Source organism: Sinomicrobium halophytocola, from assembly GCF_052983395.1.
In genome coordinates this window covers 276769-302702 of record NZ_JBRKIT010000011.1, presented here as the reverse complement: position 1 = coordinate 302702, position 25934 = coordinate 276769, and the positions used below count along the sequence as shown (strand labels likewise).

Genomic DNA, 25934 nt, shown 5'->3' with positions numbered 1-25934 from the left:
CATAGTGGGGCTGAACCGCTCATTTCTATTTGAAAAAAAATTAAGATGAAAGATAATTCAAAAAATAATCTTCAGTTGGACGGCCAACTGAATAATAGTGATATAGCTGTAATTGGAATGTCATGCAGGTTTCCAGGAGCGGACAATTATCGTGATTTTTGGAACAATCTTATGAATGGAACCTTCAGTGTTACGGAAATTCCGGGATCTCGTTGGGATTGGCGCGATTATTATGGTGATCCGGCTTCTGATACCCCTAAGACCAATAGCAAATGGGGAGGATTTATCGAAGACATGGATAAATTTGATCCTTTATTTTTTAATATATCACCCAAAGAGGCAAAATATATTGACCCTCAACACAGGATTTTTCTGGAGGCTGCATGGCATGCTGTGGAAGATGCCGGGTATAGTACAGAGGCTTTATCCGGTAAAAAAATTGGAGTGTACGTTGGCGTTTCTAAAAATGATTATGCAGAAATGCTTCAGTCAACTCATCAGGAAATCAGTTCGTTTGTTTCTACAGGTACGGTACATTCCATTTTAGCTAATAGGGTTTCTTTTTTTCTAGATATCAAGGGAAAAAGTGAAGTAGTAGATACGGCTTGTTCAAGTTCACTGGTGGCATTACATAACGCAATTCGTGATATTCGTTCAGGGAATTGTGAATCTGCCTTGGTTGGAGGTGTTAATGCATTGATTACACCTACGATGTATCTGTCTCATGGGAAATCAGGAATGTTATCATCAGAAGGGAAATGTAAAACATTTGATGAAAGCTCTGATGGATACGTCCGTGGAGAAGGTGTAGGCTGTATTTTTATAAAGCCATTGGCAGTAGCAATAGCTGATAATGACCCTATAATTGGTGTGATTAAAGGAACAGCCGTAAATCATAATGGCCGTTCGAATTCGTTGACTTCGCCAAGTGTCAAGGCACAAACAGAAGTTATTAATGCAGCATTGGAAGATGCAGCATTGGAAGCAGGACAGGTAAGTTATATAGAAGCACATGGTACTGCAACTCCTTTGGGAGACCCCATTGAGATAAAGGCTTTAAAAAAAGTATTCAATAAATATGAAGCAGGTGAAAACGTTCATTGCAATTTAGGGGCATTAAAAACAAATATCGGACACCTTGAAAGTGCTGCAGGAATTGCTGGTCTTATCAAAGTATTACTTTGTATACAACACGGTAAACTTCCCGGAATATTGCATCATAAAAAATTGAATCCATATATAGATCTAAATGAAAGCCCTTTTATTATTCCTACCCAACTAAAGGAATGGAAACCTTCTGAAAAAGGTATTCAAAGTGGCCCGCTCACAGCCGGAGTCAGTTCTTTTGGGATGGGAGGAGTAAACGCGCATGTTATCCTACAGGCCTATGAAGGAGAACAGGTCAGAGTGGTTGGCAAAGAGGTCACAAATTATGCAATACCATTGTCTGCAAGAACAGAGAAACAGTTAAAATTATATGCTCAGAGAATTGCAAATTTTATAAGAAAAAATAATACTGAATTACGTTTACAGGATGTCGCCTTTACATTGCAAAATGGAAGAGATACAATGGCTTCGAAAGCTGTTTTTGTAGTTTCCAATCTGTCAGATTTTATTACACAGCTGGATGAGTATGCTTCTACCGGACATATCCCAAAATATCAAGGTAATACTGAAACTAAATTAGCAGAAGGCGTAAGAATTTCTTTACCAGGATATCCTTTTGAAAGACGCAGATGCTGGATGGATGCAGTTTCTGTTTCGACTTCAAATTCAGTAAAAGCTCAGGAAGCGGTATCACCTTTAATGGAGTTCTCAAACAAAGAACGACAACAGTGGGAATATGAAACACTTTTAAAATCAAAAGATTATTTCATCCGTGACCATGTGGTGCAAGGTGAATGTATGATGCCGGGAGTTGCTTATCTGGAAATCGCCAGATCGATAGCAGAACAGGCTTGCGGACGTAAAGTAAGCGAACTAAATGATATATGCTGGATGCACTCGGTAAAAGTACATGAGGCCAATGTAGCGTTACAGATAAAACTTACACCGGTAAATACAGGGTTTTCTTTTGAAATTAATACTGCTGCAGGCGTACATTCAAATGGAAATATTTCACTGGAAAATAAGACACATACAACAGGATCTTTTGATCTGCAAAAAATAAAAAAACGCTGTTCCACTGAAAGAACCGCAGAAGAGATCTATTATGAATTTGCGAAAGAAGGTTTAGCATATAAAGAAACTTTTCAAACCATAACAGCCGGTTTTTTTGCAGCTGATGAAGCGATATGTATATTAAAGCCTACTGTAAAAGAACATCCGGTCTCTTCAAAAGTCTGGGAACCGTCCTTGTTAGACGGGGTTTTTCAGACTGTAGTGGGTTTGTGTATCTGGGGTAATGTCAAACATCAATATCAGTTATTGCCATTTTATTTGAAAGCAGTCCGTTGTTATGGTAACCTGGCAGATGCTTATTATGTTTACGTCAAAAAATCAGATGCTTATCAGGCGGGAAACAAGTTTTCGTTTGATATGTTTTTGTGTGACGAAAATGGAAATGTAATCCTGGAATTCAGTGAATTTGTAAAAAGAGCTTATAAATCAGGGCCTGTAACCACTGTTAAACCTGAAGCTCCTGCCATAGAGAGTTTACATTATACGGCCAATTGGATAGAAAGACCATTAGGAATCCTTGCGGAAAGGCCGGCTTCAGTTATTATTTTTGATACAGATGCGTCTTTATACGAAAACATAAAGGAAACACTACCTTATACAACTCCGGTATTGGTAGTACCGGGAGATTCTTATCAGAAAAAAAACAAGAACACTTATCAGCTTGATGTTACGGATGCCACATCCTTTAAAAATCTGACTAAAGACCTTGCAGAAGACGGAATTGTTACTGATAACTGGATTTACAGATGGAGCATGAGCCGTGGAGAACAGGTGGCTGAGAATATACAGGATATTTATGCTTTATTATACCTTTCACAGGCACTGATTACCGCTGATTATTCCGGACGTATTAAATTACTGTTCGCTTATCACCATAACGACAAAAAATCAGCCGCTATACAACAAATGGCGGGTGGATTTGCCAGAACATTGGCTTATGAGAATCCACGGATTTCTATTTTAACGCTCGGTATCAGCGAAAAAGACACAACTTCCTATCAGGATATCATGATACAGGAGCTGGTTCATTATGTGATGGCACCCCTGTTGGAAGTGATCTACCGTAACGGGCACAGAGAAGAGAGAACTATTGTACCGGCAAAACAACAGTATACCGAGTCATCAGGATTCTTGTTAAAAGAAAATGGATGCTATATCATTACGGGGGGGACCGGGGGATTAGGGATGGTATTCGCCGCTTATCTGGCTGAGCACTACAAGGCCAATATTATATTAATTGGACGAAGTGCAAAGAACGAAAGTATTAAAGAAAAGATTCGACAATTACAACAACTTGGAGGACATGCTGTGTATTTTAAAGCCAATGTTGCTGATAAAAAAGTGTTGTCAGCAGCGATTTCCAAAATCAAAAAGAAATTTAAAACAATTCATGGAGTCATTCATGCAGCAGGGCTGATTGAAGACTCTTTTATCATCAATAAAAAAGCGGATTCATTTGAAAGGGTAATCACTCCAAAAGTATATGGAACCATCAATTTAGATGAATGTCTTCGGGATGAAGCGCTTGATTTCTTTATTGTATTCTCTTCAATAGCATCGTTGATGCCTAATCAGGGACAATGCGATTATGCATCTGCCAATAACTTCCTCGATCATATGATGGAAATCAGAAACAGAAGAGAAATAGAAAAAGGGCACGAAGGAATCAGTTTGGCTATTAACTGGCCTCTCTGGGAAAATGGAGGGATCACCGTTTCTGATGAAGAAAGAGAACATCTGTGGCATGTATTTGGAATGAAACCGATGCTTAATGAAGATGCACTAAAAAGTTTTTTGAAATTAATAAATATAAGCAATACTTCAACACCTTGTCAGGCTGTATTAATTGAAGGAATTGCATCAAAGATAGAATCCCATCTCAATGTTGAGCATGTGTTTGCTAATACCGGTATTCAAAACAAAGACTCTGAAGAAGATGATTTTTCGGCTGTGCTTAGAGGTATGCTCGCTAATATTTTGCCTAAAGCGGCAGTAATAACAGATACAGACAGTTTTAATAAATTAGGTCTTGATTCTTCAGGATTGGTGAAGTTGTCGGCAAAATTAACGGAGTATATCGGAACTGCAATCAATCCTGTCTTACTCATTGAATATAATACCATTGAAGATCTTGCTGCCAATATTGCAGTTGAAGTTCCATCTTTCGCATTTGAAAAGGGCGTAAAATTTTCAAAAAACAAGACAAAGAAAAACTATTCAGCACAGACTTCACTCATAAATGCCGAAAGGTCCGACCTAAAGAATCTGCTGTTTAGAAAGCGTTATAGCAATGAGGAGTTTTTCATGCAGGATCACGTAGTAGATGGAAAATATAATGTTCCTGGAGCCTGTTATATTGAAATGGGCCGACAGGCTGCAACATTACTGGGCAAAAGGATATGCAGCTTATCCAATAATTACTGGCCTGAGGCATTATCTTCTGCTGGTCCATCGATCAATGCCTATATTCAGATGGTACCAAAAGATTCGTTGTGTACTTACGAAATCTTCAGCGAGGATGAGAGTGGTCGTAAGACAGTGCATGCAGTGGGTGAAGTCAATATGGAAACAATTATTGAACCTGGAGATCTGGGAACTTTCGATATTCATGCTACCAAAGAAAAATTAAACATAAAAATAAACAGGAAAACGGTTTATGAACAAATCATCGCTGAAGGATTACATGTAGGACCTTCTTTTATGCCGATGAAGGAATTATGGACCAATAAAGAAGAAGCATTAGGACATCTGATTTTGCCTTTGCATGTGGCGGAAACATTACCGGATTATATTTTACATCCGAGTATGCTGACGGGAGTATTCCAAACGGCTATCATTAATAATAAGCCTGATGGTTTGGAAAACTCCAAATACATTCCGGTAGCTATTGATGAGATCATTTTTACAGGTCAAATCCCAGCCGAATGCTACGTACATACTGTATCGCATGAGGCAAACAAAACCAGAAGCGGTATCAGAAAATTTGATGCCAGGGTTATGGATATCCATGGAAATATTATTGCCAAGCTCAATGGTTTTTCAATCAAAGAAACTACCAATGCATCAAATAACACCCTTGCCTCAACACAACAAACTGCTCCAAAAACAAAAGTAGCAGAAAGTGCTGGTCCGGCTATGGAAAGCATTGAAAATTTACTGAAGACATTATTGCATGAAGGTGTTGGCTTGGAAGTGGAGGAAATGGATGCTGAAACTTCATTTGAAGAGTTGGGAATCAACTCCAGGATGATTATCGATCTCAACAGGTTATTGGCAAAAACTTTCGGAAACTTATCCAAAACCCTGTTTTTTGAATATAGAAACATTAATGAGCTGGCGGGTTATTTTCAGAAAAAACATGCCGGAGTATTAAAGGAACTGATTGCTGTACCTGAAGAAGTTGATGCAGAACCGGAAAGAATAGAAGATATTACTCCTGTTATCAACACAGGGGAAAAGCGTACAAACAAAGAAATTGCGATAGTAGGCATTGGTGGTAAATATCCAAAATCTGATACCCTTACGGATTTCTGGGAGTTGATGAAAAAGGGAGATGATTGTATTGAAGAAATTCCACAAGATCGTTTCGATTATAAAGGACATTTTGATGAAGATAAAGATAATGGACTATTATATGCGCGTTGGGGAGGATTTATCAATGATGTCGATAAATTTGATCCGTTATTTTTTAATATTTCTCCCAGAGAGGCCGAAAAAATTGACCCTCAGGAAAGGTTGTTTTTGGAAGTGGTCTGGGCAACTTTGGAAGATGCAGGGATTACCCGCGACAAGATATCGGAGCAATCCAAAAAAGTTGGTGTTTTTGTAGGTGCTTTATGGCAGCCGTACGTCAATCTTGGAATAGAAGAAACAGCGAAAGGAAATCCGGTTGCGCCCAGTGGACTTTTATACAGTATCCCAAACAGGATATCTTATTTCTTTAACTGGACAGGACCCAGTATTGCTATAGATACTGCTTGCTCAGCATCATTAACAGCTTTGCATTATGCCTGTGAAAGTATTAGAAATGGAGAATCTGACAGTTGTATTGCCGGAGGTGTAAACTTGTCTCTTTCACTCAGTAAATATTTGTTTTTAAGTCAAAATAATTTCTTAGCCACTGACGGTCGCTGCCGAAGTTTTGGAATTGGTGATGGTTATGTTCCCGGCGAAGGAATAGGCGCTGTTTTGCTTAAGCCTCTTGAAAAAGCAATTGCTGATGGCGATCAAGTTTACGGAGTGATTAAAGGAACCGTTGTTAATCATAATGGCCGGACAAATGGATATACCGTACCAAGTCCTAATTTACAAGGAGAGTTGATTCAATCGGCCTTGCAAAAAACAGGAACAGATCCGCGTACCATATCTTATGTAGAAGCTCATGGTACAGGAACTTCTTTAGGTGATCCTATTGAAATAACAGGTCTTTGTAAAGCTTTTGATGAATATACAGAGGATAAACAGTTTTGTGCAATTGGCTCTGTAAAATCGAATATAGGGCATCTGGAAGCAGCTGCCGGTATTGCGGGACTGACAAAAATACTGTTGCAGTTTAAGCATAACCTTTTAGTACCTTCCATCCATTCTGAAACCCTGAATCCGAATATCAGCTTTGAAGATACTCCTTTCTACGTTCCTCAAAATTTAGCTCCATGGAAAAGACCGGCAATAAGTAATCAAAATGGAAAAACTGAAGAACTGCCGTTAAGAGCCATGCTAAGTTCTTTTGGTGCCGGAGGAAGCAATGCTCATCTTATTATCGAAGAATTCAGGGTGCCGGAACAGATAGCTGGAAATGGATTAAATGAGGATCCGGCTATCATTGTTTTATCTGCTAAAAATGAAGAGCGCCTTCACGAACAGGCATACAATTTAAAATATAGTCTTGAACAAGATAACAGCTTCTCATTGGCTGATGTTGCCTTTACTTTACAAACAGGAAGAGAAGCCATGGAAAGCCGGGTTGCCTTTGTTGTAAAAAGTATACCGTCATTAGTTACCTTACTGAATAACTTTTTAAAAGATACAGCTTCTCAAAAGGCCACAAGTACCGCATATAAAACAGGAAGCAGCAAGGGTGTTAAGGCAGGGGCAAAATCCATCGAATTACAAAATATGATTCATGCTGCGGATTGGGATGGGATTGCTGATTTATGGATAAAGGGGATTATATTCGATTGGAATTTACTTTACAATGGAAAACAACCTCGTAAAATCAGTCTGCCTACGTATCCTTTTGCAAGGGAACGTTATTGGCTTCCTGCTGACAGCGAAAAAATTAGCCCTGCATCAGGAAAAATTGTTGAAAGAATACTACATCCATTAGTACATCTCAATACATCCGACATAGATAAGCAGCAGTTTAGCAGTACTTTTAGTGGAAAAGAATCCTTTTTAGGAGATCATCAGGTACAAGATAAAAAAATCTTACCGGGAGTCGCTTATCTGGAACTGGCAAGGGCAGCGGGGGAATTTAGTACCCATCAGCAAATCACCCAACTTAAACAGGTCAGCTGGATCAATCCTTTTTGGGGTAATAAATCAACAACACTTCATATCGGATTATACCGTGATAAAGAAGAAGTGATATATGAAGTATATAGTGGTTATGAAGATACGCAGGTAACACACAATAGCGGAAAACTTTCCAGTCTTTTAACAGATACCCCTGCAAGAATGAATATTCAACAGCTTAAAAAAGACTGTGTGAATAAAATAGCCGGATCAGAATTATATAAAGCCTTTGATTCCGTAGGATTAAACCTGAAGAATAGTTTTCAGCAGGTAGAGACTTTATATGTTGGAAAAGAGCAGGTACTATCAAAAATAAATCTTGTCAATAATGAAGGGTGTGTGTATCCACCCTGTATAATGGATAGTCTTTTACATGCCATCTATGGCTTAATGGCCCCTTATTCTTTGGTGTTACCTTTTTATGCCGGAGAAATTAATTTCTATAAAGGAATTGAAGAAGCTCAAGAGCTTTGGGGCTATGCAGTGAGAAAAAAAGATAAAGATAATGGCCGCATAGTAACAGCTGATTTTTATTTATTAAACGAAAACGGGGAAGTCTTGCTATGCTTTAAAGACTTTATCTTCCTCCCTTTGGATGGTAAAGAATCCCATAATTCAGGAACAAATACTTCTTTATACGAAGAAGGAAAAGTTACTTTTTATCAGCAGGAATGGAAACAAGAAGCCTTAAGTTCAGAACAGCTCGAAACAGCCAATCAGATCATTCTTATCGCTGGCGGCGCAATTGATTTGTGCGACAAGCTACAGGAAGAGCTGGGACAGGAAGTTGTAGCCGTTAATCATGAAAAACAGGCTTCTTTTTTCAATGCCGTACTAACCAAAATAAAAGAGAAAATAAAAGAGAAAGGTCGTACTCAAATTACGATCGTTTGTCAGAATAGAGATTATCCGGAATACGGTTTTATAGCCGGATTGCTAAAAACAGCACATCTTGAACATCCCGGAATTACAGGTAAAGTACTTGCCGTGGATCATTTATCTCTTAAAAACCTGGATGAGCTTGTTATACTTATTGAAGCGGAGCAAAGTAGTAAGGATTTTGAAGTGGTTTATAGCGCAGGGATAAGAACAGTAAAAAAATCGGTGCCGGTAACTTTTGAGTCACAAAAAACAGACAGTATAACATTCAAAAACGGTGGCGTGTATCTTTTAACCGGTGGTGCCGGTGGACTGGGTCTAAAGATAGCGGAACATATTTGCAGTAAAAATAATAGTACCCTTGTGCTTACAGGCAGAAGCTTATGGTCTGAAACCATAAAAACGGCACTGTCCAAAATACCTGGAGCTGTTTATCATAATTGTGATCTAAGCAACTTTGAAGAAACCCGGAAACTGATACATCTTATTAACCGGGAATATGGTCCCTTAAACGGGGTAATTCACAGTGCAGGTGTCATCAGGGATAGTTATATCATCAATAAAACACCTTTACAGGTAGATGAGGTTTTTTCTGCTAAAATAGAAGGAACTAAAAATCTGGATGAGGCGACTAAAGATCAGCCACTTGATTTTATGGTATTCTTCTCTTCTATAACAAGCATTAAAGGAAATGCAGGACAGGCTGACTATGCAGCAGCCAATGCTTATATGAATACTTATGCAGCTTATCGGAATACCGAAAGACCAGGCAAAAAGACAAATGGTAAGACCCTAAGCATCTGCTGGACTTTATGGAAAGAAGGCGGAATGAAAGTCAGTGAAGAAGATGTAAAGCATCTGGAAAAACAGCTGGGTTCCCTTTCGCTGCCTTCTGCAGAAGGTATAAAGGCTTTCGATACCTTACTTAAAAATGCAAAAGGAGAGGTTCTGGTTACTTATGAAAGTGTTTACGAAAATAAAGAAATATCAGAAAAACCTGCAGGCAATACCCTTTTACCTGTTGAAACGGGTAATTCTGCAATAGAAGATCAGGTTTCCGGAAAAATTATCGAAACAGTAGCTGCATTACTGAAATTAAATCCTGCGGTCATTAAACGGGATAAAGAATTTGGTGATTATGGTTTTGATTCCATTTCCCTAACCAGATTTGCCCGTCAGTTAAATACTTTTTACGAGCTGAATTTATTGCCTACTGTTTTTTATAATTATCCCACTATCAATGATCTGAAAGATTTTTTAATTGAAGAACATCAGGCTTCAGTAGTTCAAAAGCACAGTGCATTGGTGGCAGTGAAACCAGAAGAAGCTCGGCCAGTTGTTACGACGCATAGGAGAGTTGAATTCAGTAACAAAGGCCGTTCCGCTTTATCAAAGATGGCTGGAAATATCATCAAGACCAATACTAATAACAACCCGGAAGCAGTAGCCATTATTGGGATCAGCGGACGTTTCCCCGGTTCTGATGATTTAGATGCTTTCTGGAAAAATATTGCTCAAAATAAAGATCTGATTACTGAAATTACACCGGACCGATGGGATTGGAAAGCCTATTATGGTGATCCGTTAAAAAATAAAAATAAGACCAAAGCAAAATGGGGTGGATTGATATCCGACATCGATAAGTTCGATCCGTTATTCTTTAACATATCTCCTCGTGAAGCAGAATTGATGGATCCGCAACAACGAATTACTTTGGAAGCCGTATATCAGGCTCTGGAAGATGCGGCGATTGCACCTGATAAGATTAGGGGAAGTGACACAAGCATCTTTATTGGGGTTTCCACTTCCGACTACTCGATGTTATTGAATAATCAGTCCGATTTAACAGGACAGGGACATTATGCAACCGGATCGGTACATTCTATGCTGGTCAACAGAATATCATACTTACTGGATATACGTGGGGCAAGTGAACCCGTTGATACAGCCTGTTCAAGTTCATTGATTGCCATTCACCGCGCAGTAGCACAAATCAGAAACGGGGATAGCAGTATCGCGATTGCGGGAGGTGTCAACGCACTTCTGTCACCGGAGCTGACCCTTTCTTTCAGCGAAGCAGGAATGCTAAGCGAGGATGGGCGCTGTAAAACATTTGATGAAAGTGCCAATGGCTACGTACGTGGGGAAGGTGTTGGCATCGTTATCCTGAAATCATTAGAGCAGGCAGAAGCGGACGGAGACCATATTTATGGAGTCATTCGTGGAAGCGCGGAAAATCATGGTGGAAAAGCCAATACACTGACTTCTCCAAATCCGAATGCTCAAAAAGAATTGTTGGTTAAAGCTTACAATTCTGCAGGAGTTAATCCGGCAGATGTTACCTATATGGAAGCACACGGAACAGGAACCCCATTAGGAGATCCCATTGAAATAGAAGGATTGAAACTTGCCTTCAATACTTTATATAAACAAAGAAATCTGACCCCAAAGGAAACCGCATATTGCGGTATCGGAAGTGTAAAAACAAATATCGGCCACCTGGAGGCGGCGGCGGGAATTGCTGGGGTGATGAAGGTAATCCTGGCTATGAAGCATAAAACATTACCTGGGAATCCTCATCTTATTCAGACTAATCGATACTTAAAACTGGATGGAAGTCCATTCAGGTTACAGCAAAATACGACTGACTGGAATGTTTCCGATAACAAACCAAGAATTGCCGGAATCAGCAGTTTTGGTTTTGGAGGAGCCAATGCCCATTTAATTATAGAAGAATATATACCTGCTCCCAGAAAAGGAAATGTAGAAGGACAACCTGCGGTTATTTTACTATCTGCAAAAAATGCAGACCGATTAACGGCCAGGGTACTGCAACTGAAAATATTCTTACAGGCTCACCCGGAAATTGACTTACACGAGCTTGCTTTTACTTTACAAACAGGCCGTGAAGCGATGGAAGAACGTCTTGCCTGGATTGCAGGAAGCCCCGTTGAGTTACTTACTCAGTTGGAGAATTATACCAATGGCGAAAGTCCCGGATTCTATCGGGGAAATACAAATCAGGAGCAGGTAGGTTTTCTGCTTGATGGAATTGCCGGAAAAGCCTATGTAGAAACAGCCTTCAAAAATAATGAAATCAAAAGCCTTGCACAATTATGGGTGAAAGGAGTTGATATAGACTGGAAACTATTGTATACAGGTGCCTTGCCAAATCGTATCAGCCTGCCTGTATATCCATTTGCCAGACAACGTTACTGGATACCTGATTCTCCTAAAAAATCATTACAAGAACAAATTACCCGCAACCAATTGCATCCTCTGTTGCATGTCAATGAATCTGACTGGCAACAACAGCAATATAGTGCTGTTTTTAACGGAAATGAATCTTTCCTTGCCGATCACGTGGTACGCGATGAGAAAATACTGCCTGGAGTGGCTTATTTAGAGATGGCAAGGATAGCAGGAATATGGAGCACCCGTCAGGAGAAAGTACGGCTGAAAAACGTCAGCTGGCTGAGTCCGTTAAAATTGGAAGATGGAACAGCAGCAGTTGCCATAGCACTGGAACCGGAACAAACAGCGGTTAATTATAAAATTTATAATCAAAAAAATAACCAGCTCCTTTATGGAAGCGGCCAGCTCATTTCCGATGAAGCAGAATCTACAGAAAGTTTTGATCTGGAAGAGCTAAAAGCAGTCTGTACAAGAGTGATTCAGGGAACAGAAATTTATCAGCACTTCAAAGAAAAAGGATTGAATCTGGGGAAAAGCTTCAGAGGAGTCACTCAACTGTATGCGGGAGCCGATATAGCTTTGTCTGCCATCTGTCTCGAAGAACTTGAAGGCTGTATGTATGCACCGGGTATTATGGATAGTCTCTTGCATACAATCTATGGATTGGTTACTTCAGAAGGAGAAGCCTATTCATTAGCATTACCGTATTTTGTGAGAGAAGTACATTTCTATCAACCGATAACAGATGCTGCTGCATTGTGGGGGTATGCAAGAAAAAGTGAAACCCACAAAGAAGGTGACCAGGTAATTGGTTACGATCTGGACCTGTTGAATGATAAAGGAGAAGTACTGATCTGTTTTAGGGATTTTGTGGCTTTGCCTCCCGATGGTTTTGAAATGATTCAACAGGAAAATGTCATTGAAGAATCTGTCAAAGAACAGATCGTATTACCGGCTGAAACGAACTTACTTAAAGAAAAAGTGATTGATGAGCTCGTTAGTGTCGTTGCAGAATTAATCAGAATGGATCCTGCCGATATCGAAAATGATAAAAAGTTTGGGGATTATGGATTTGATTCTATTTTATTAACTCGCTTCAATAATCACCTCAACGGATATTATGATATAGACCTGATACCAACCGTATTTTACAATTATGCTACCATTAATAAGCTGGCTACTTTTTTGACAGAAGAATATAAGACGGCACTTGGCGCATTACACGAGGAAACACCAGTTCTTCCAACAGCCAAATCTGTTGAGAGGTTCACAGTAAAGGAAAGTGTTTTTTCCAAAATAGCGGTTCCTCCTGTAAAGCAGGCCCTACAGAAATCAAAATCAACAACTGAACCTGTTGCCATTATCGGGATGAGCGGCCGTTTTCCCGGTTCACCTGATCTGCATGCTTTCTGGCAGAATATCAGTGAAAATAAAGACCTGATCACAGAGATTCCGGCAGACAGATGGGATTGGAAGGAATATTATGGTGATCCTTTAGTGGAAAAGAATAGAACCAAAGCCAAATGGGGCGGATTCATTACAGATATAGATAAGTTTGATTCTTCGTTTTTCAGTATATCTCCATTGGAGGCGGAATTGATGGATCCGCAACAACGGATTTTAATGGAAGCTGTATATCAGGCTTTAGAAGACGGTGGAATTGCTGCCGAAACAATCAAAGGAACCAACACCGGGATTTTTATAGGAGTATCTGCTTCAGATTATTCGACACGCCTTAGCAATGAAACGGACTTATCTGGACAAATGCACTATACCACAGGTTCCGTACACTCTATGTTGGTCAATAGAATTTCCTATTTACTGGATATCAACGGGCCAAGTGAGCCTGTAGACACCGCCTGTTCAAGTTCATTGATTGCCATCCACAGAGCTGTTGAGAATATCAGAAGCGGTATTTGTAATATGGCGATAGCAGGAGGAGTTAATGCATTGATTTCACCGGAATTAACCCTTTCGTTCAGCCAGTCAGGAATGCTGAGCAAAGATGGAAGATGCAAAACTTTTGACCAAAGTGCAGATGGTTATGTCAGAGGGGAAGGAGTAGGGGTTATTATCCTCAAATCATTGCAGCAGGCCATTGCGGATGGAGATCCTGTTTATGGAGTGATTAGAAGTACTGCTGAGAATCATGGCGGAAAGGCGAATACATTAACTTCACCTAACCCGGTGGCACAAAGAGATCTTCTACTGCATGCTTACCGTAGCGCAGGAATCGATCCGCGTGATGTGAGCTATATTGAAGCTCACGGAACCGGAACACCACTTGGAGATCCGATAGAAGCAGAAGGATTGAAACTTGCTTTCAAAGATTTATATAAAGATAAAGGCCTTCAACAGCCTGCAGAACCTTATTGCAGCATTGGAAGTGTAAAAACCAATATCGGGCACCTGGAATCTGCAGCAGGTATTGCCAGTACGATCAAAGTATTGCTGTGTCTTAAACACCATATGCTCCCTGGTAATCCACATTTAAAAACTCCGAATGAGTACCTGAAACTGGAGGGAAGCATTTTCCAGCTGCGAAAAGAAACCGGTCCGTGGATTACAGCAGAAGATCGTCCAAAAATTGCGGGGATCAGCAGTTTCGGATTCGGTGGTGCTAATGCACATATTGTAATTGAAGAATACAGACCCGCTCCCACGGCTCCTTATCAGGAAAATACCCAGGCTATTATCGTATTATCAGCAAAAACCAAAGATAACCTGAAGCAACAAGCAGATAATCTTTTGGATTTTGTTCAAAGAAATCCTGAAGTCAATCTCTTTGATATAGCCTATACCTTGCAAATGGGAAGGGATGAAATGGAAGAGAGACTGGCAATTGTAGTAGCAGACAACGTTGAGCTGGTGAGCAGACTGGCAGATTATACTGCGGGAGAAACAAAACATGTATTTACAGGAAATACAAAGCAAGGTAAAACAGGTTTTTTATTAAAGGGTGGTGCCGGACAGGCCTATATCAATTACGCGATTGAAAAAAGAGAAATCGCTTCGCTGGCAGGTTTATGGGTAACAGGTGTATCTGTAGACTGGAACATGTTGTATACCAACGGGCGTCCCTCAAAAATAAATTTACCGGCTTATCCTTTTACTAAAAACAGGTATTGGATACCTGCTGTTTCATCTTCATCAAAACTAATGGCAAGTACTAAGATTCATCCCTTATTGCATATAAATGAATCAGATTTAAAGGAACAAAAATATACCAGTGTTTTTACAGGTCATGAAATTTTTCTCAACGACCATAAAGTAAGAAATGAAAAAATATTACCTGGTGTAGCTTATCTCGAACTGGCAAGGATAGCCGGAACGTTAAGTACCGGACAGCAGGTAACACAGTTAAAGAATATCAGCTGGCTAAATCCGATTTCTGTAACAGGAGAACAGGTTAATGTCTCTACCGGAATTTATGTCGATGGAGATCAGCTTTGTTATGAAATATACAGTAGCGAGGAAGTTATACATGGTAACGGCCAGATATTCACTCATAAGCTGAGTCGGCCGGAAAATCTGGATATAAATGCATTGCAAACAAGAGCTGCTAAAGTACTGAACGGAAAAGAGATGTACGAAGAGTTTCTTGCCGCAGGGTTAGATCTTGGTGCTTCCTATCAGGGAGTTCAAAAGATGTATGCAGGCATCAATGGCTGTTTAGCTAAAATTGACCTGAACAATCTGGATGGCTTTATGTATACTCCCGGAATTCTCGATAGTATGCTGCACACCATCTATGGCTTCCAGCAAATAAGTGGCGAAGCTTACACATTGGCACTTCCTTATTTTATGGGAGAAATGAGTTGCTATCAAACACTGGAAGGACAATCGTTATGGGCTTATGCACGGAGAAGTGAACAAACCAGAGCCGAAGATAAACTGGTCTCCTATGATATAGATTTGATCGACGAACAAGGTACTGTTTTAGTGAGTTTCCGAAATTTTGTAGCCCTTCCGATGGGTGGGTTTAAACCGGCAAAATCCGTTAAAAAAGATACGGATGTATTTATTTACCAGCCGGTTTGGGAAGAAGTGGCTATAGAAAACACCACCGAAATTCGGGAAACGGAAAAACAGTTTATCTGGCTTGCCGGAGGTACTGACTCACTTGCTAAATCATTGCATGAACGATTGGGAATAGCGGTACAGTCAATCGCTATTGACCAGCCTGTCAGTTACTTTACCACGATACTTGAACCGCTTAGAATCTATTTGAAGCAAAACGCCTCAATACACATAACGGTTGTTTATCAAAATGATCGGTATACACAAGCAGGCTTTATTACCGGTCTGTTAAAAACGGCAACTCGGGAAAACCCGGGAGTTACCGGACAGACAATTGGTGTGAACAGTTTAGATCTTGATTTACTGGCGGGATTACTAAAAAAGGAACAAGGGAAGAATTCTGCTGAAATCCGTTATGATCTCGGTGTTTTAAAAGCAAAACAGTTCAGGCCATTAATAAAAGATGTTTTAGCGGTCGATCCCATGGTGATCCGTGAAAACGGGGTATACCTCATCACAGGTGGTGCCGGTGGTCTGGGACGTATTTTCGCAAATCATTTAAGCAAAACTGAAAATGTGAAAATTCTCCTGACAGGTAGAAGAGCAGCAGACCGTGAGATCGAAAAACTGTTATCTGAAATACCGGGAACTGCTTATTATCCATGTGATATTACAGATCATCAGGATACAGAGCAATTACTTACAACCATTAAAGAAACCTATCAGGGACTTAATGGAATTATCCATAGTGCAGGTGCCTTAAGAGATAGTTTTATTCAGAACAAAACCCAGGAACACATTCAACACGTACTTAACCCTAAAATTACAGGGGTGCAGGTACTGGATGAAGTAACCAGAGATGAACCTCTTGATTTTATGGTGTTATTTTCATCTGTTTCAGCAGTAACAGGTAATGCCGGCCAGGCAGATTATGCATCGGCTAATACTTACCTGGATCACTATGTCGAATACAGAAATGAAGCAGTTACCAAAGGGCAGAGGTCAGGCAAAACGATAAGTCTGAACTGGCCGTTGTGGAAGTCCGGAGGAATGCATGTAAGTCCGGAAGGAGAAAAATATCTTGAAAAGCAATTTGGTATGCTGCCAATGGCAACAGAGACAGGCCTTGAGATTTTTGATCTGATTCTGAAAGCCAAAGCAGGGCAGTATGCCGTTTATTTTGGTAGAGAAGAGGGCATATCCAGAATAACGGGTAATGAATTATCTGTGCGAGTAAATCAAAAAAATGTTTCGACATCTTCTGAAAATGTATCAAAAAGAGCAGAAGGTTCAAAAGCGGCTAAAGAAAGGATTGTAAGAGAGGTGAGTGAAATCGTAGGAAAATTGCTCAAAATGGAAGTTTCTACGGTTGATCGGGAAACCGAATTCGGAGAGTATGGTTTTGACTCTCTTTTAATGACTCAGTTTACCAGTGCTTTGAATAATTTCTATGATTTGAAATTAATGCCAACAGTATTTTACAACTATCCTGCTATTGAGTTGTTCGCTGATTTCCTGATTAAAGAATATCCGGACCAGGTAATGGAAAAAGTGGATGTTCAAAAAGTAGCTGCTGCAGCACAGTATTCAACTCAATCCGTTTCATTTGAGCATCTTACAGGACGTAAAAACAGACAACATTCTTTAAAGTATAGCAGCTCACCGGAAAAAACAGGTCAAAAGCCGTCGGAAGAAGGAATTGCTGTTATCGGGATCAGCGGACGTTTTCCGGGATCACCTGATATAGATACTTTCTGGGAACGAATTAAAAATAATGAAGACCTGATCACAGAAATACCTGCAGATCGATGGAGCTGGCAGGAATATTATGGAAATCCTCAAAAAGAAAGCCGTAAAACCAAAACAAAATGGGGTGGATTTATCACCGATATCGATAAGTTTGATCCGTTGTTTTTCAATATTTCACCCAAAGAGGCGGCCTTAATGGATCCACAGCAACGTATTACCCTTGAAGCCGTATACCATGCTTTGGAAGATGCCGGAATAGCAACTTCAGCATTAAGGGGAACCAATACCGGAACTTTTATCGGAGTGTCGGCTGTTGATTATTCCACACTGTTGAATAACGGAACCGATCTGACGAGCCAGGCGCAGTTTTCTACAGGTGCAGCTCATTCTATATTGGTGAATAGGATTTCTTACTTGCTCGATATTCACGGACCAAGCGAGCCTGTGGATACTGCTTGTTCAAGCTCATTGATAGCTATTCATCGTGGTGTGGAGCACATCAGAAACGGGCATTGCGATATGGCTATTGCAGGTGGGGTCAATGCAATGCTATCTCCGGAGCTAACGCTTTCTTTCAGCAGTGCAGGTATGTTGAGTGAAGATGGTCGTTGCAAGAGTTTCGATCAGCGTGCAAATGGATATGTACGCGGAGAAGGAGTGGGAATTGTGATCCTTAAATCTTTAAGTAAGGCTGAAGCGGATGGCGATCATATTTATGGAATCATTCGGGGTACTGCCGAAAATCATGGAGGTAGAGCAAATACATTAACATCCCCAAATCCTAATGCACAAAGAGATTTGTTGGTTAAAGCATACCGAAATGCGGATATAGATCCACGCGATATCAGCTATATAGAAGCGCATGGCACCGGAACAGCCTTAGGAGATCCGATAGAAATTGAAGGACTTAAACTCGCATTTAATACACTTTATGAGGATAAAGGACTTCAACAGATGCAAAATGCTTATTGCAGTGTTGGTAGTGTAAAAACAAATGTCGGACACCTTGAATCTGCCGCTGGAATGGCTGGAGTAGCCAAAGTGTTGATGGCAATGAAACATAAGGTTTTACCGGGTAATCCGCATTTACAGAATGCGAATGCATATTTGCAGATGGAGAACACACCTTTCCGTTTACAGAAAGATACAACAGCATGGGCTACCGAAGGAAATAAGCCGAGAATTGCCGGGATCAGCAGTTTCGGATTCGGAGGTGCCAATGCGCATATCATTATAGAAGAGTATCAACCGTCAAAAGCAGCTCATAAAAATGAAGGTTCTGCTATTGTTCCATTATCGGCAAAAACGAAGCAACAACTTCAACAACAGCTAATCAATCTCAAAAATTATCTGGAACAGAATCCTCAGGTTGATATACATGATGTAGCTTATACTTTACAAAACGGGCGTGAAAGCATGAGTGAAAAAGCTGTATTTATAACAGCCCATATCAATGACCTGATAAACCTTCTTATCAGAAGTATAGGAAACATGGAATTCAGCTTCCCTCTTTACAAAACAGAAGAAAATAATACTGTTTTAATTTCAGTAGCAGAAAACTGGTTAAGCGGAGAGTTAAAAGATTGGTCGGTTTGTTATCCCAATCAAAAACCGGCTAAAATCAGTTTACCCGGATATCCTTTTGCCCGTAACCGTTATTGGGTTCCAGCCGGAAAAAAGAAAGAGGTTGTTTCCGAACAGCAAGCAGACCGGGGATTGTTCGATAGCTTTTCAGAAAACCATACCAATCAAATAATAATAGAAGAAAAAGTTAAAATGGCAGATGTTCCGGAGTTACAACCGGAAACAGCTCAGGATAACGGCTGGCTGATGTCAAAATTAGTTGAGATTGCAGCGGCGACTATCGTATTGCCAGAAGAAGATTTTGATATCACCACTCAGTTTAAAGATTATGGTTTTGATTCAATCCTTGGTGTTGAGCTGATTAACAAGATCAATTCCGAATTGGGCATCACCATTAAGGCAACCGATTTATACAGTTATCCTAATATTACCCTAATGACCGGTTATCTGTTAAAGAATTTCTCTGAAGAATTACAGCCTCTTATTAAGATACATCAGTATTCTGTTTCAGATAAAACAATGATTACCGAAAAGGAAGGTCCGACAACTGAAAATAAAACTTCGGTTCATACAGAACCCGCTGCAGAGATTGCAATTATAGGAATCAGTGGGCAATTCGGAACTGCCAATGATTTGAATGCTTACTGGAAAGTGCTTGCAGAAGGGCAGTGCCTTGTCACAGAGGTGAGTCGTGAGAAATGGGCAAAAGACAAAAATAACCTTGATGTAGAACAGACAAGATGGGCAAGCTGTATGGAGGATGCTGACTGTTTTGATCCTTTATTTTTTAAACTTTCAGGTTCTGAAGCAGAAATGATGGATCCTATGCAACGGTTGTTTCTTGAGCATAGCTGGAAAGCTGTCGAAGATGCAGGAATTGATCCCAACTCCCTTTCATCTCTGAAATGTGGAGTGTTTGCAGGAGCAGGGCACAGTGATTATATTGCAGGAACAGAAGGAAAATTACCGTCGGCACTTTGGGGAAATTCAAGTGCAATACTGGCTTCAAGAATTTCTTATTTCCTTAATTTAAAAGGACCTGCTATAGCTGTCAATACAGCTTGTTCCAGTTCATTGGTTGCTATGGATCTCGGATTTAACAGTCTTCAAAGAGGAGACACGGATCTTGTGTTAGCAGGCGGTGTAAATATTATCAATTCAGCTCACGCTCATGATATGTCCGTAAGAGCGGGTATGTTATCCGTAGATGGACGATGCTTCACGTTTGACAGCAGGGCTAACGGTTTTGTAATGGGAGAAGGTGTCGGTGTCGTTGTACTAAAAAGACTGGCTGATGCTGAACGGGATAACGATCGTATTTATGGAGTTATCAAAGGAAGCCTAACCAACCAGGATGGTACAACTAATGGCATTACTGCTCCAAGTGTATTATCTCAGGAACAACTGGAAAAAGAAGTTTATGATCGTTTTAACATCAATCCGGAGACCATTACCTATGTGGAAGCCCATGGAACAGGGACAGGATTAGGAGATCCTATAGAATTTGAAGCATTAAATGCATCATTCAAAGCATATACAACACAAAAGAATTTCTGTAGCCTGGGAAGTGTAAAAACAAATATTGGTCATGCTTTGGAAGCCGCCGGAGTAGCCAGTGTACTGAAAGTGCTCTTGGCAATGAAACATAAACAATTGCCCCCCAGCATTAATTATGAGACCCCTAATCCGTTAATCAATTTTGAAGGAAGTCCTTTTAAAATACAGGATAAGCTAACAGATTGGAATACGCCGGCTCATACAAAAAGAAGAGCAGCCATCAGCAGCTTTGGGTTTAGCGGAACCAATGCCCATATGGTCATTGAAGAATATATCCCTCGCGAAAAAGAGGTGAAACATAGCGGAGAAGTACTGATCGTATTATCAGCTAAAAGCGAAGAACAATTGATTTTACAAGCTGTACAGCTTGTGGAGCATATCAAAAATGAACCTCATATCAGTTTATATGATATCGCTTATACCCTCCAGATCGGAAGATCAGCGATGGAAGAAAGATTGGCCATTCCTGCAAAAACACTCGAAGAGCTGGTTGAACGCCTTACTGATTTTACAACAGGCAAAGGGGAGCCTTGTTTTACCGGAAATATCAGGCAACATAAGAAAGAAGTTAAAAGATCATCTGAAACATCTGTTATTCAGAAAGCTTTAGCAAATAAATCCTGGACTATTGTAGGAGAATATTGGGTAAAAGGATTTCCGGTAACATGGGACTCATTGTATCGGGAAAATAAGCCCAATAAAATTACTTTACCTAATTATCCTTTTGCGAAAGAACGGTATTGGTTAAAACCTGAACAGAAAATAGCGACTGGTTCAGCTATTGTACATCCTTTATTACACCATAATAATTCCAGTCTTAATAATTGTTTGTTTAGTAGTCTGTTGAATGGAAACGAAGCTTTTTTGAGAGATCATAAAGTTTTCGGAGAACAGGTCCTGCCCGGAGTAGCCTATCTTGAAATGGCTCGTGTTGCCGGAGAATTGGGTACTGAAGAGATGATTACCCAATTAAAGGAAGTAAACTGGCTACAACCTGTAAAGGTTAATGAGGGACCAATACAGCTTCATGTTAACATTGAAGCTTCAAATAATGAGTGGACCTATAAAATCTACTCAGGTCCGGGTGAAAAGCAATTGCACGGACAGGGAATGATGGGAACCGTTCAGAACTTAGTTCCTGAGGTTAAGGATATTAACAAACTACGAAACAGCTTTATCAGAAAAATGTATAAAGCTGAATATTATGAACGGTTCAGGTCCATTGGATTAGATTATGGAACAACCTTTCAGGGAGTTGAGGAGGTCTACTATAATAGAGAGTCTGCATTATCAAGAATTGCTCTTACTCCCGAGACTGGATTTACCTTATCTCCGGGAATGATGGATGGCGCATTACAAACCTGTATGGCGATCAACCTTTCAGATCAGAACCAGCAATTGATGTTACCGTTCAGTGTAAGGGAGATCAATATCTATCAGCCTTTATCTGAGGAAATCTGGTGTTATGTAAGAAAAAATAGTTCAGGTAAAAAATCCAGCAGTTATGAGATTGAAATGCTGAATAAGCAGGGCGAAGTCCTTATCAGTTTCACGGAGTTGGTGGTTTTACCCTTGGAAAACGGCAGCAGTACATCTCCGATATCCCATCAAAATAAGCATCAAAATATTGTAGCTACAAAGAAGGCTATTGGATTACACCTCTACTGCAATGAGTGGGAAGAAGCAGATTTAAGTGAATTAAATTCAAAAAGAACAAACACAGCAGTTGATCCTTTAATTTTTCTGGCTGGTGGTTCTGCGGTTTTAGCGGAAAAACTGGAAGAGAATCTGGAATGTGAAGTAAAGGTTATCCATGAAAGTGCTCCTGAGGAAATTTTTATTCAGATTCTTGAAGAAATACGACAGAGAAAACCTGCCGGGAAAATGATCCAATTGGTGTACCCGGCCGGGGAGGAAATGGACTATAGATTTATTTCAGGATTGTTGAAAACAGCAGTACAGGAAAACTTGCTATCGGCAGGGAAATTGATTGAAGTAGAAAACCTGTCGATTAACAGGTTGGATGAATTAGTAAGTATTTTACAGGTTGAAGAGGAGAATAAAGATTCGGAAGTTCGATATCACCTTGGAAAAAGAGAAATAAAGAAGCTGAAAGCTTTAAACGGGATTGAAAACCCGGACGTAAAAACCTCAGTTAAAGAAAATGGAGTCTACCTGATTACAGGTGGAGCGGGCGGATTAGGGCTATTATTTGCCGATTATTTCAATCAGGTGGCAGGAACAAAAGTAATACTTGTAGGCAGAAGCGAGCTCAACGCTTCGCGAAAAAGGAGACTAAAAGAGTTGTCTTGTGCAGTTTATGAACGATGTGATATTACTAATCTTGAAAGCGTAACTGCTTTAATTGGAAAGATCAAAAATGAATATGGCCGCCTTGATGGTGTCATCCACAGTGCAGGTGCAACCAGAGATAGCCTGATAATCCATAAGACAGCAGCCGAAGTTAGGGATGTTTTCTCTGCTAAAGTTAAAGGTGCCAAAAACATCGATCAGGCCACTAAAAATGAAAATCTTGATTTCACCGTTTATTTTTCGTCATTAGCGGGAATATTTGGCAATGCAGGACAATCAGATTATGCTTCAGCTAATGTATGGTTGGATCATTTTGCTTATCACCGTGAATTGGAACGCCTTCGTGGAAAAAGAAGAGGAAGGACCCTAAGCATCAACTGGCCATTATGGAAAGATGGTGGAATGCAGATCAGTGCGGAGCAGGAAAAATATATGACACACCATTTCGGTTTATGGCCAATGCAGACTGGCGATGGCCTTCACGCTTTTGAAACTTTGTTGAACAGTAATTTAAAACAGGGAATTGTCATATATGGTGATCCTGAAAAATTAGGTGTGGAAAAAGGAAGCTCATTGCCTCAAAAAGAAATGGCAAAGGAAACTTCGGTTGCTCAGGCTGATGATTATTTGTATGAAGCGTCCATAGACTATATAGGTGGACTTATGGCCGGGACTTTAAAGATCCCCGTAGCCAAATTACAGCCGGATATTCCGTTTGAGGAGTTTGGTATAGATTCTACCATAGTAGTGGGGCTAACCAATCTACTGGAAGAGAAGCTGGGGAAAGTTTCACGTACCGTATTTTTTGAATGTCAGACCCTGGGTGAGCTCGTTTCTTATTTCCTGAAAACCCACCGCAATGAGCTTTTGAGACTAACAGGAGCAGAAACGACCGTTGCTCATTATAAGGGTAATGGTTATACGAAAGCTACTTCCACAGATCAATTAAAAAATATGCAGTCTACAACATCAGGTAATGCAGTAGACCAGCAAAAAGAAAACATTGCAAAAGAACTTCCTAAACCATCTGTATCATCAGAAGATATAGCAATTATCGGATTGAGTGGAAAATATCCTGATGCTAAGAATCTGGATGAGTTTTGGGAGAATCTTAAAATGGGAAAAGACAGCATTAAAGAGGTTCCGGAAGACAGATGGAAGATTAGTGATTTTTATGATCCTGTAAAAGGTAAGGAAGGTAAAACCTATAGTAAATGGGGTGGATTTATGGAAGATATTGATCTTTTTGACCCCCTGTTCTTTAATATCTCTCCACGGGAAGCGGAAATCATGGATCCTCAGGAAAGACTTTTCTTGGAAACGATATGGGAAACCATGGAAGATGCGGGATATACAAAAGCCAAGCTACAGGGAAAAGTAAATGAGGTAAGCGGTATGGCAGGTCAGGTAGGTGTTTATGTGGGAGTGATGTACGAAGAATATCAATTATTCGGAGCAGAAGAAACAGCAAAAGGGAATCCTACAGCTTTATTGGGTAATCCAAGTGGTATTGCCAACAGGGTTTCTTACTTTTTCAATTTCCACGGACCTAGTATGGCGGTGGATACCATGTGTTCTTCTTCTTTAACAGCGATACATATGGCGTGTAAAGATTTACAGTCAGGAGAAATTGAAATGGCTGTAGCAGGAGGAGTCAATCTAAGTCTGCACCAGAACAAATTTTTAATTTTAAGTGAAGGTGGATTTGCTTCCAGTAAAGGTCGGTGCGAGAGTTTTGGGGAAGGCGGGGAAGGCTATGTGCCTGGTGAAGGAGTAGGAGCTGTATTATTAAAACCATTAAGCCGTGCTGTTGCCGATGGCGATCGTATATATGGTGTTATTAAAGGTTCTGCAGTAAATCATGGTGGCAAAACCAATGGCTATACGGTTCCAAATCCAAAAGCTCAGGCTGCAGTAATTAAAGCCGCAATGAAAAAAGCAGGGATACAGCCGGAAGATTTTAGTTATATCGAAGCCCACGGCACAGGAACAAGTTTAGGAGACCCTATAGAATTGACCGGACTAAAAAATGCATTCGAATCTGATGCTAAACAATTTTGCAGCGTAGGTTCAGTAAAATCTAATATTGGACATTGCGAATCTGCGGCAGGAATATCAGGATTAACGAAAGTACTGCTCCAAATGCAGCATCGCCAGCTGGTTCCTTCTCTGCATTCTGAGGTGTTAAACCCGAATATAGATTTTGAAAACAGCCCGTTTAAAGTACAACAGTCTCTGGAAGAGTGGTCTACACAAGAAAATAAAGCCCGGACCGCCGGAATCAGTAGTTTCGGTGCAGGAGGTAGTAATGCCCATATCATCATACAGGAATACATTAGTCCTCAACCTGTTGATTACAATGTTTCCGGACCGGCAATCATTCTATTGTCGGCTAAAAATACAAGCAGACTCCGTGAGAAGGTTGCAGATCTGAAAGATTTTATTGAAAAACAAGCAAAAGCCAACCTGTATGATATTGCTTATACTTTACAAACCGGTAGAGAGGCAATGGAAGAGCGTTTAGCATTTTTAGCGGGAAATAAAGAAGATCTCATCATACAACTGAACAATTATTTAGATCATCATTTTGAAGAATTGCTCACAGGAAATGTCCGTAAAGATGATTCAGGATTCTCGCTGGAAGGAAAAGCAGGAAAGGCTTATCTGGAAAGTGCTCTCCGGGAAAAAGAAAGCCTTTCCTTGATTAAATTATGGATAAAAGGAGCAGTTATAGATTGGGATCTGCTTTACCCGGACAGCAAACCGTCCATTATTGGGTTGCCTTCTTATCCTTTTGCCAGGGAAAGCTACTGGTTTACCAGAAAGGAGGAAGATCCTGTACACTATAATATTCAGGTACAACCTTTAATACAAGTCCGGGATGAACAAAAACTACATCCTCTTTTACATGCTTATAAAAAAGAACCCACATTTTAATTGAC

1 protein-coding gene is annotated in these 25934 nt (G+C 40.2%); it reads left to right on the top strand.

Translation table 11 applies throughout. The annotated features are described in order from the left end of the window. The first annotated feature begins 45 nt into the window (after positions 1-45). A complete protein-coding gene (locus ACVBDY_RS03270) occupies positions 46-25929 on the top strand; it encodes an SDR family NAD(P)-dependent oxidoreductase (protein WP_447174038.1) in 25884 nt (8627 codons plus the stop codon). Positions 25930-25934 lie beyond the last annotated feature (5 nt).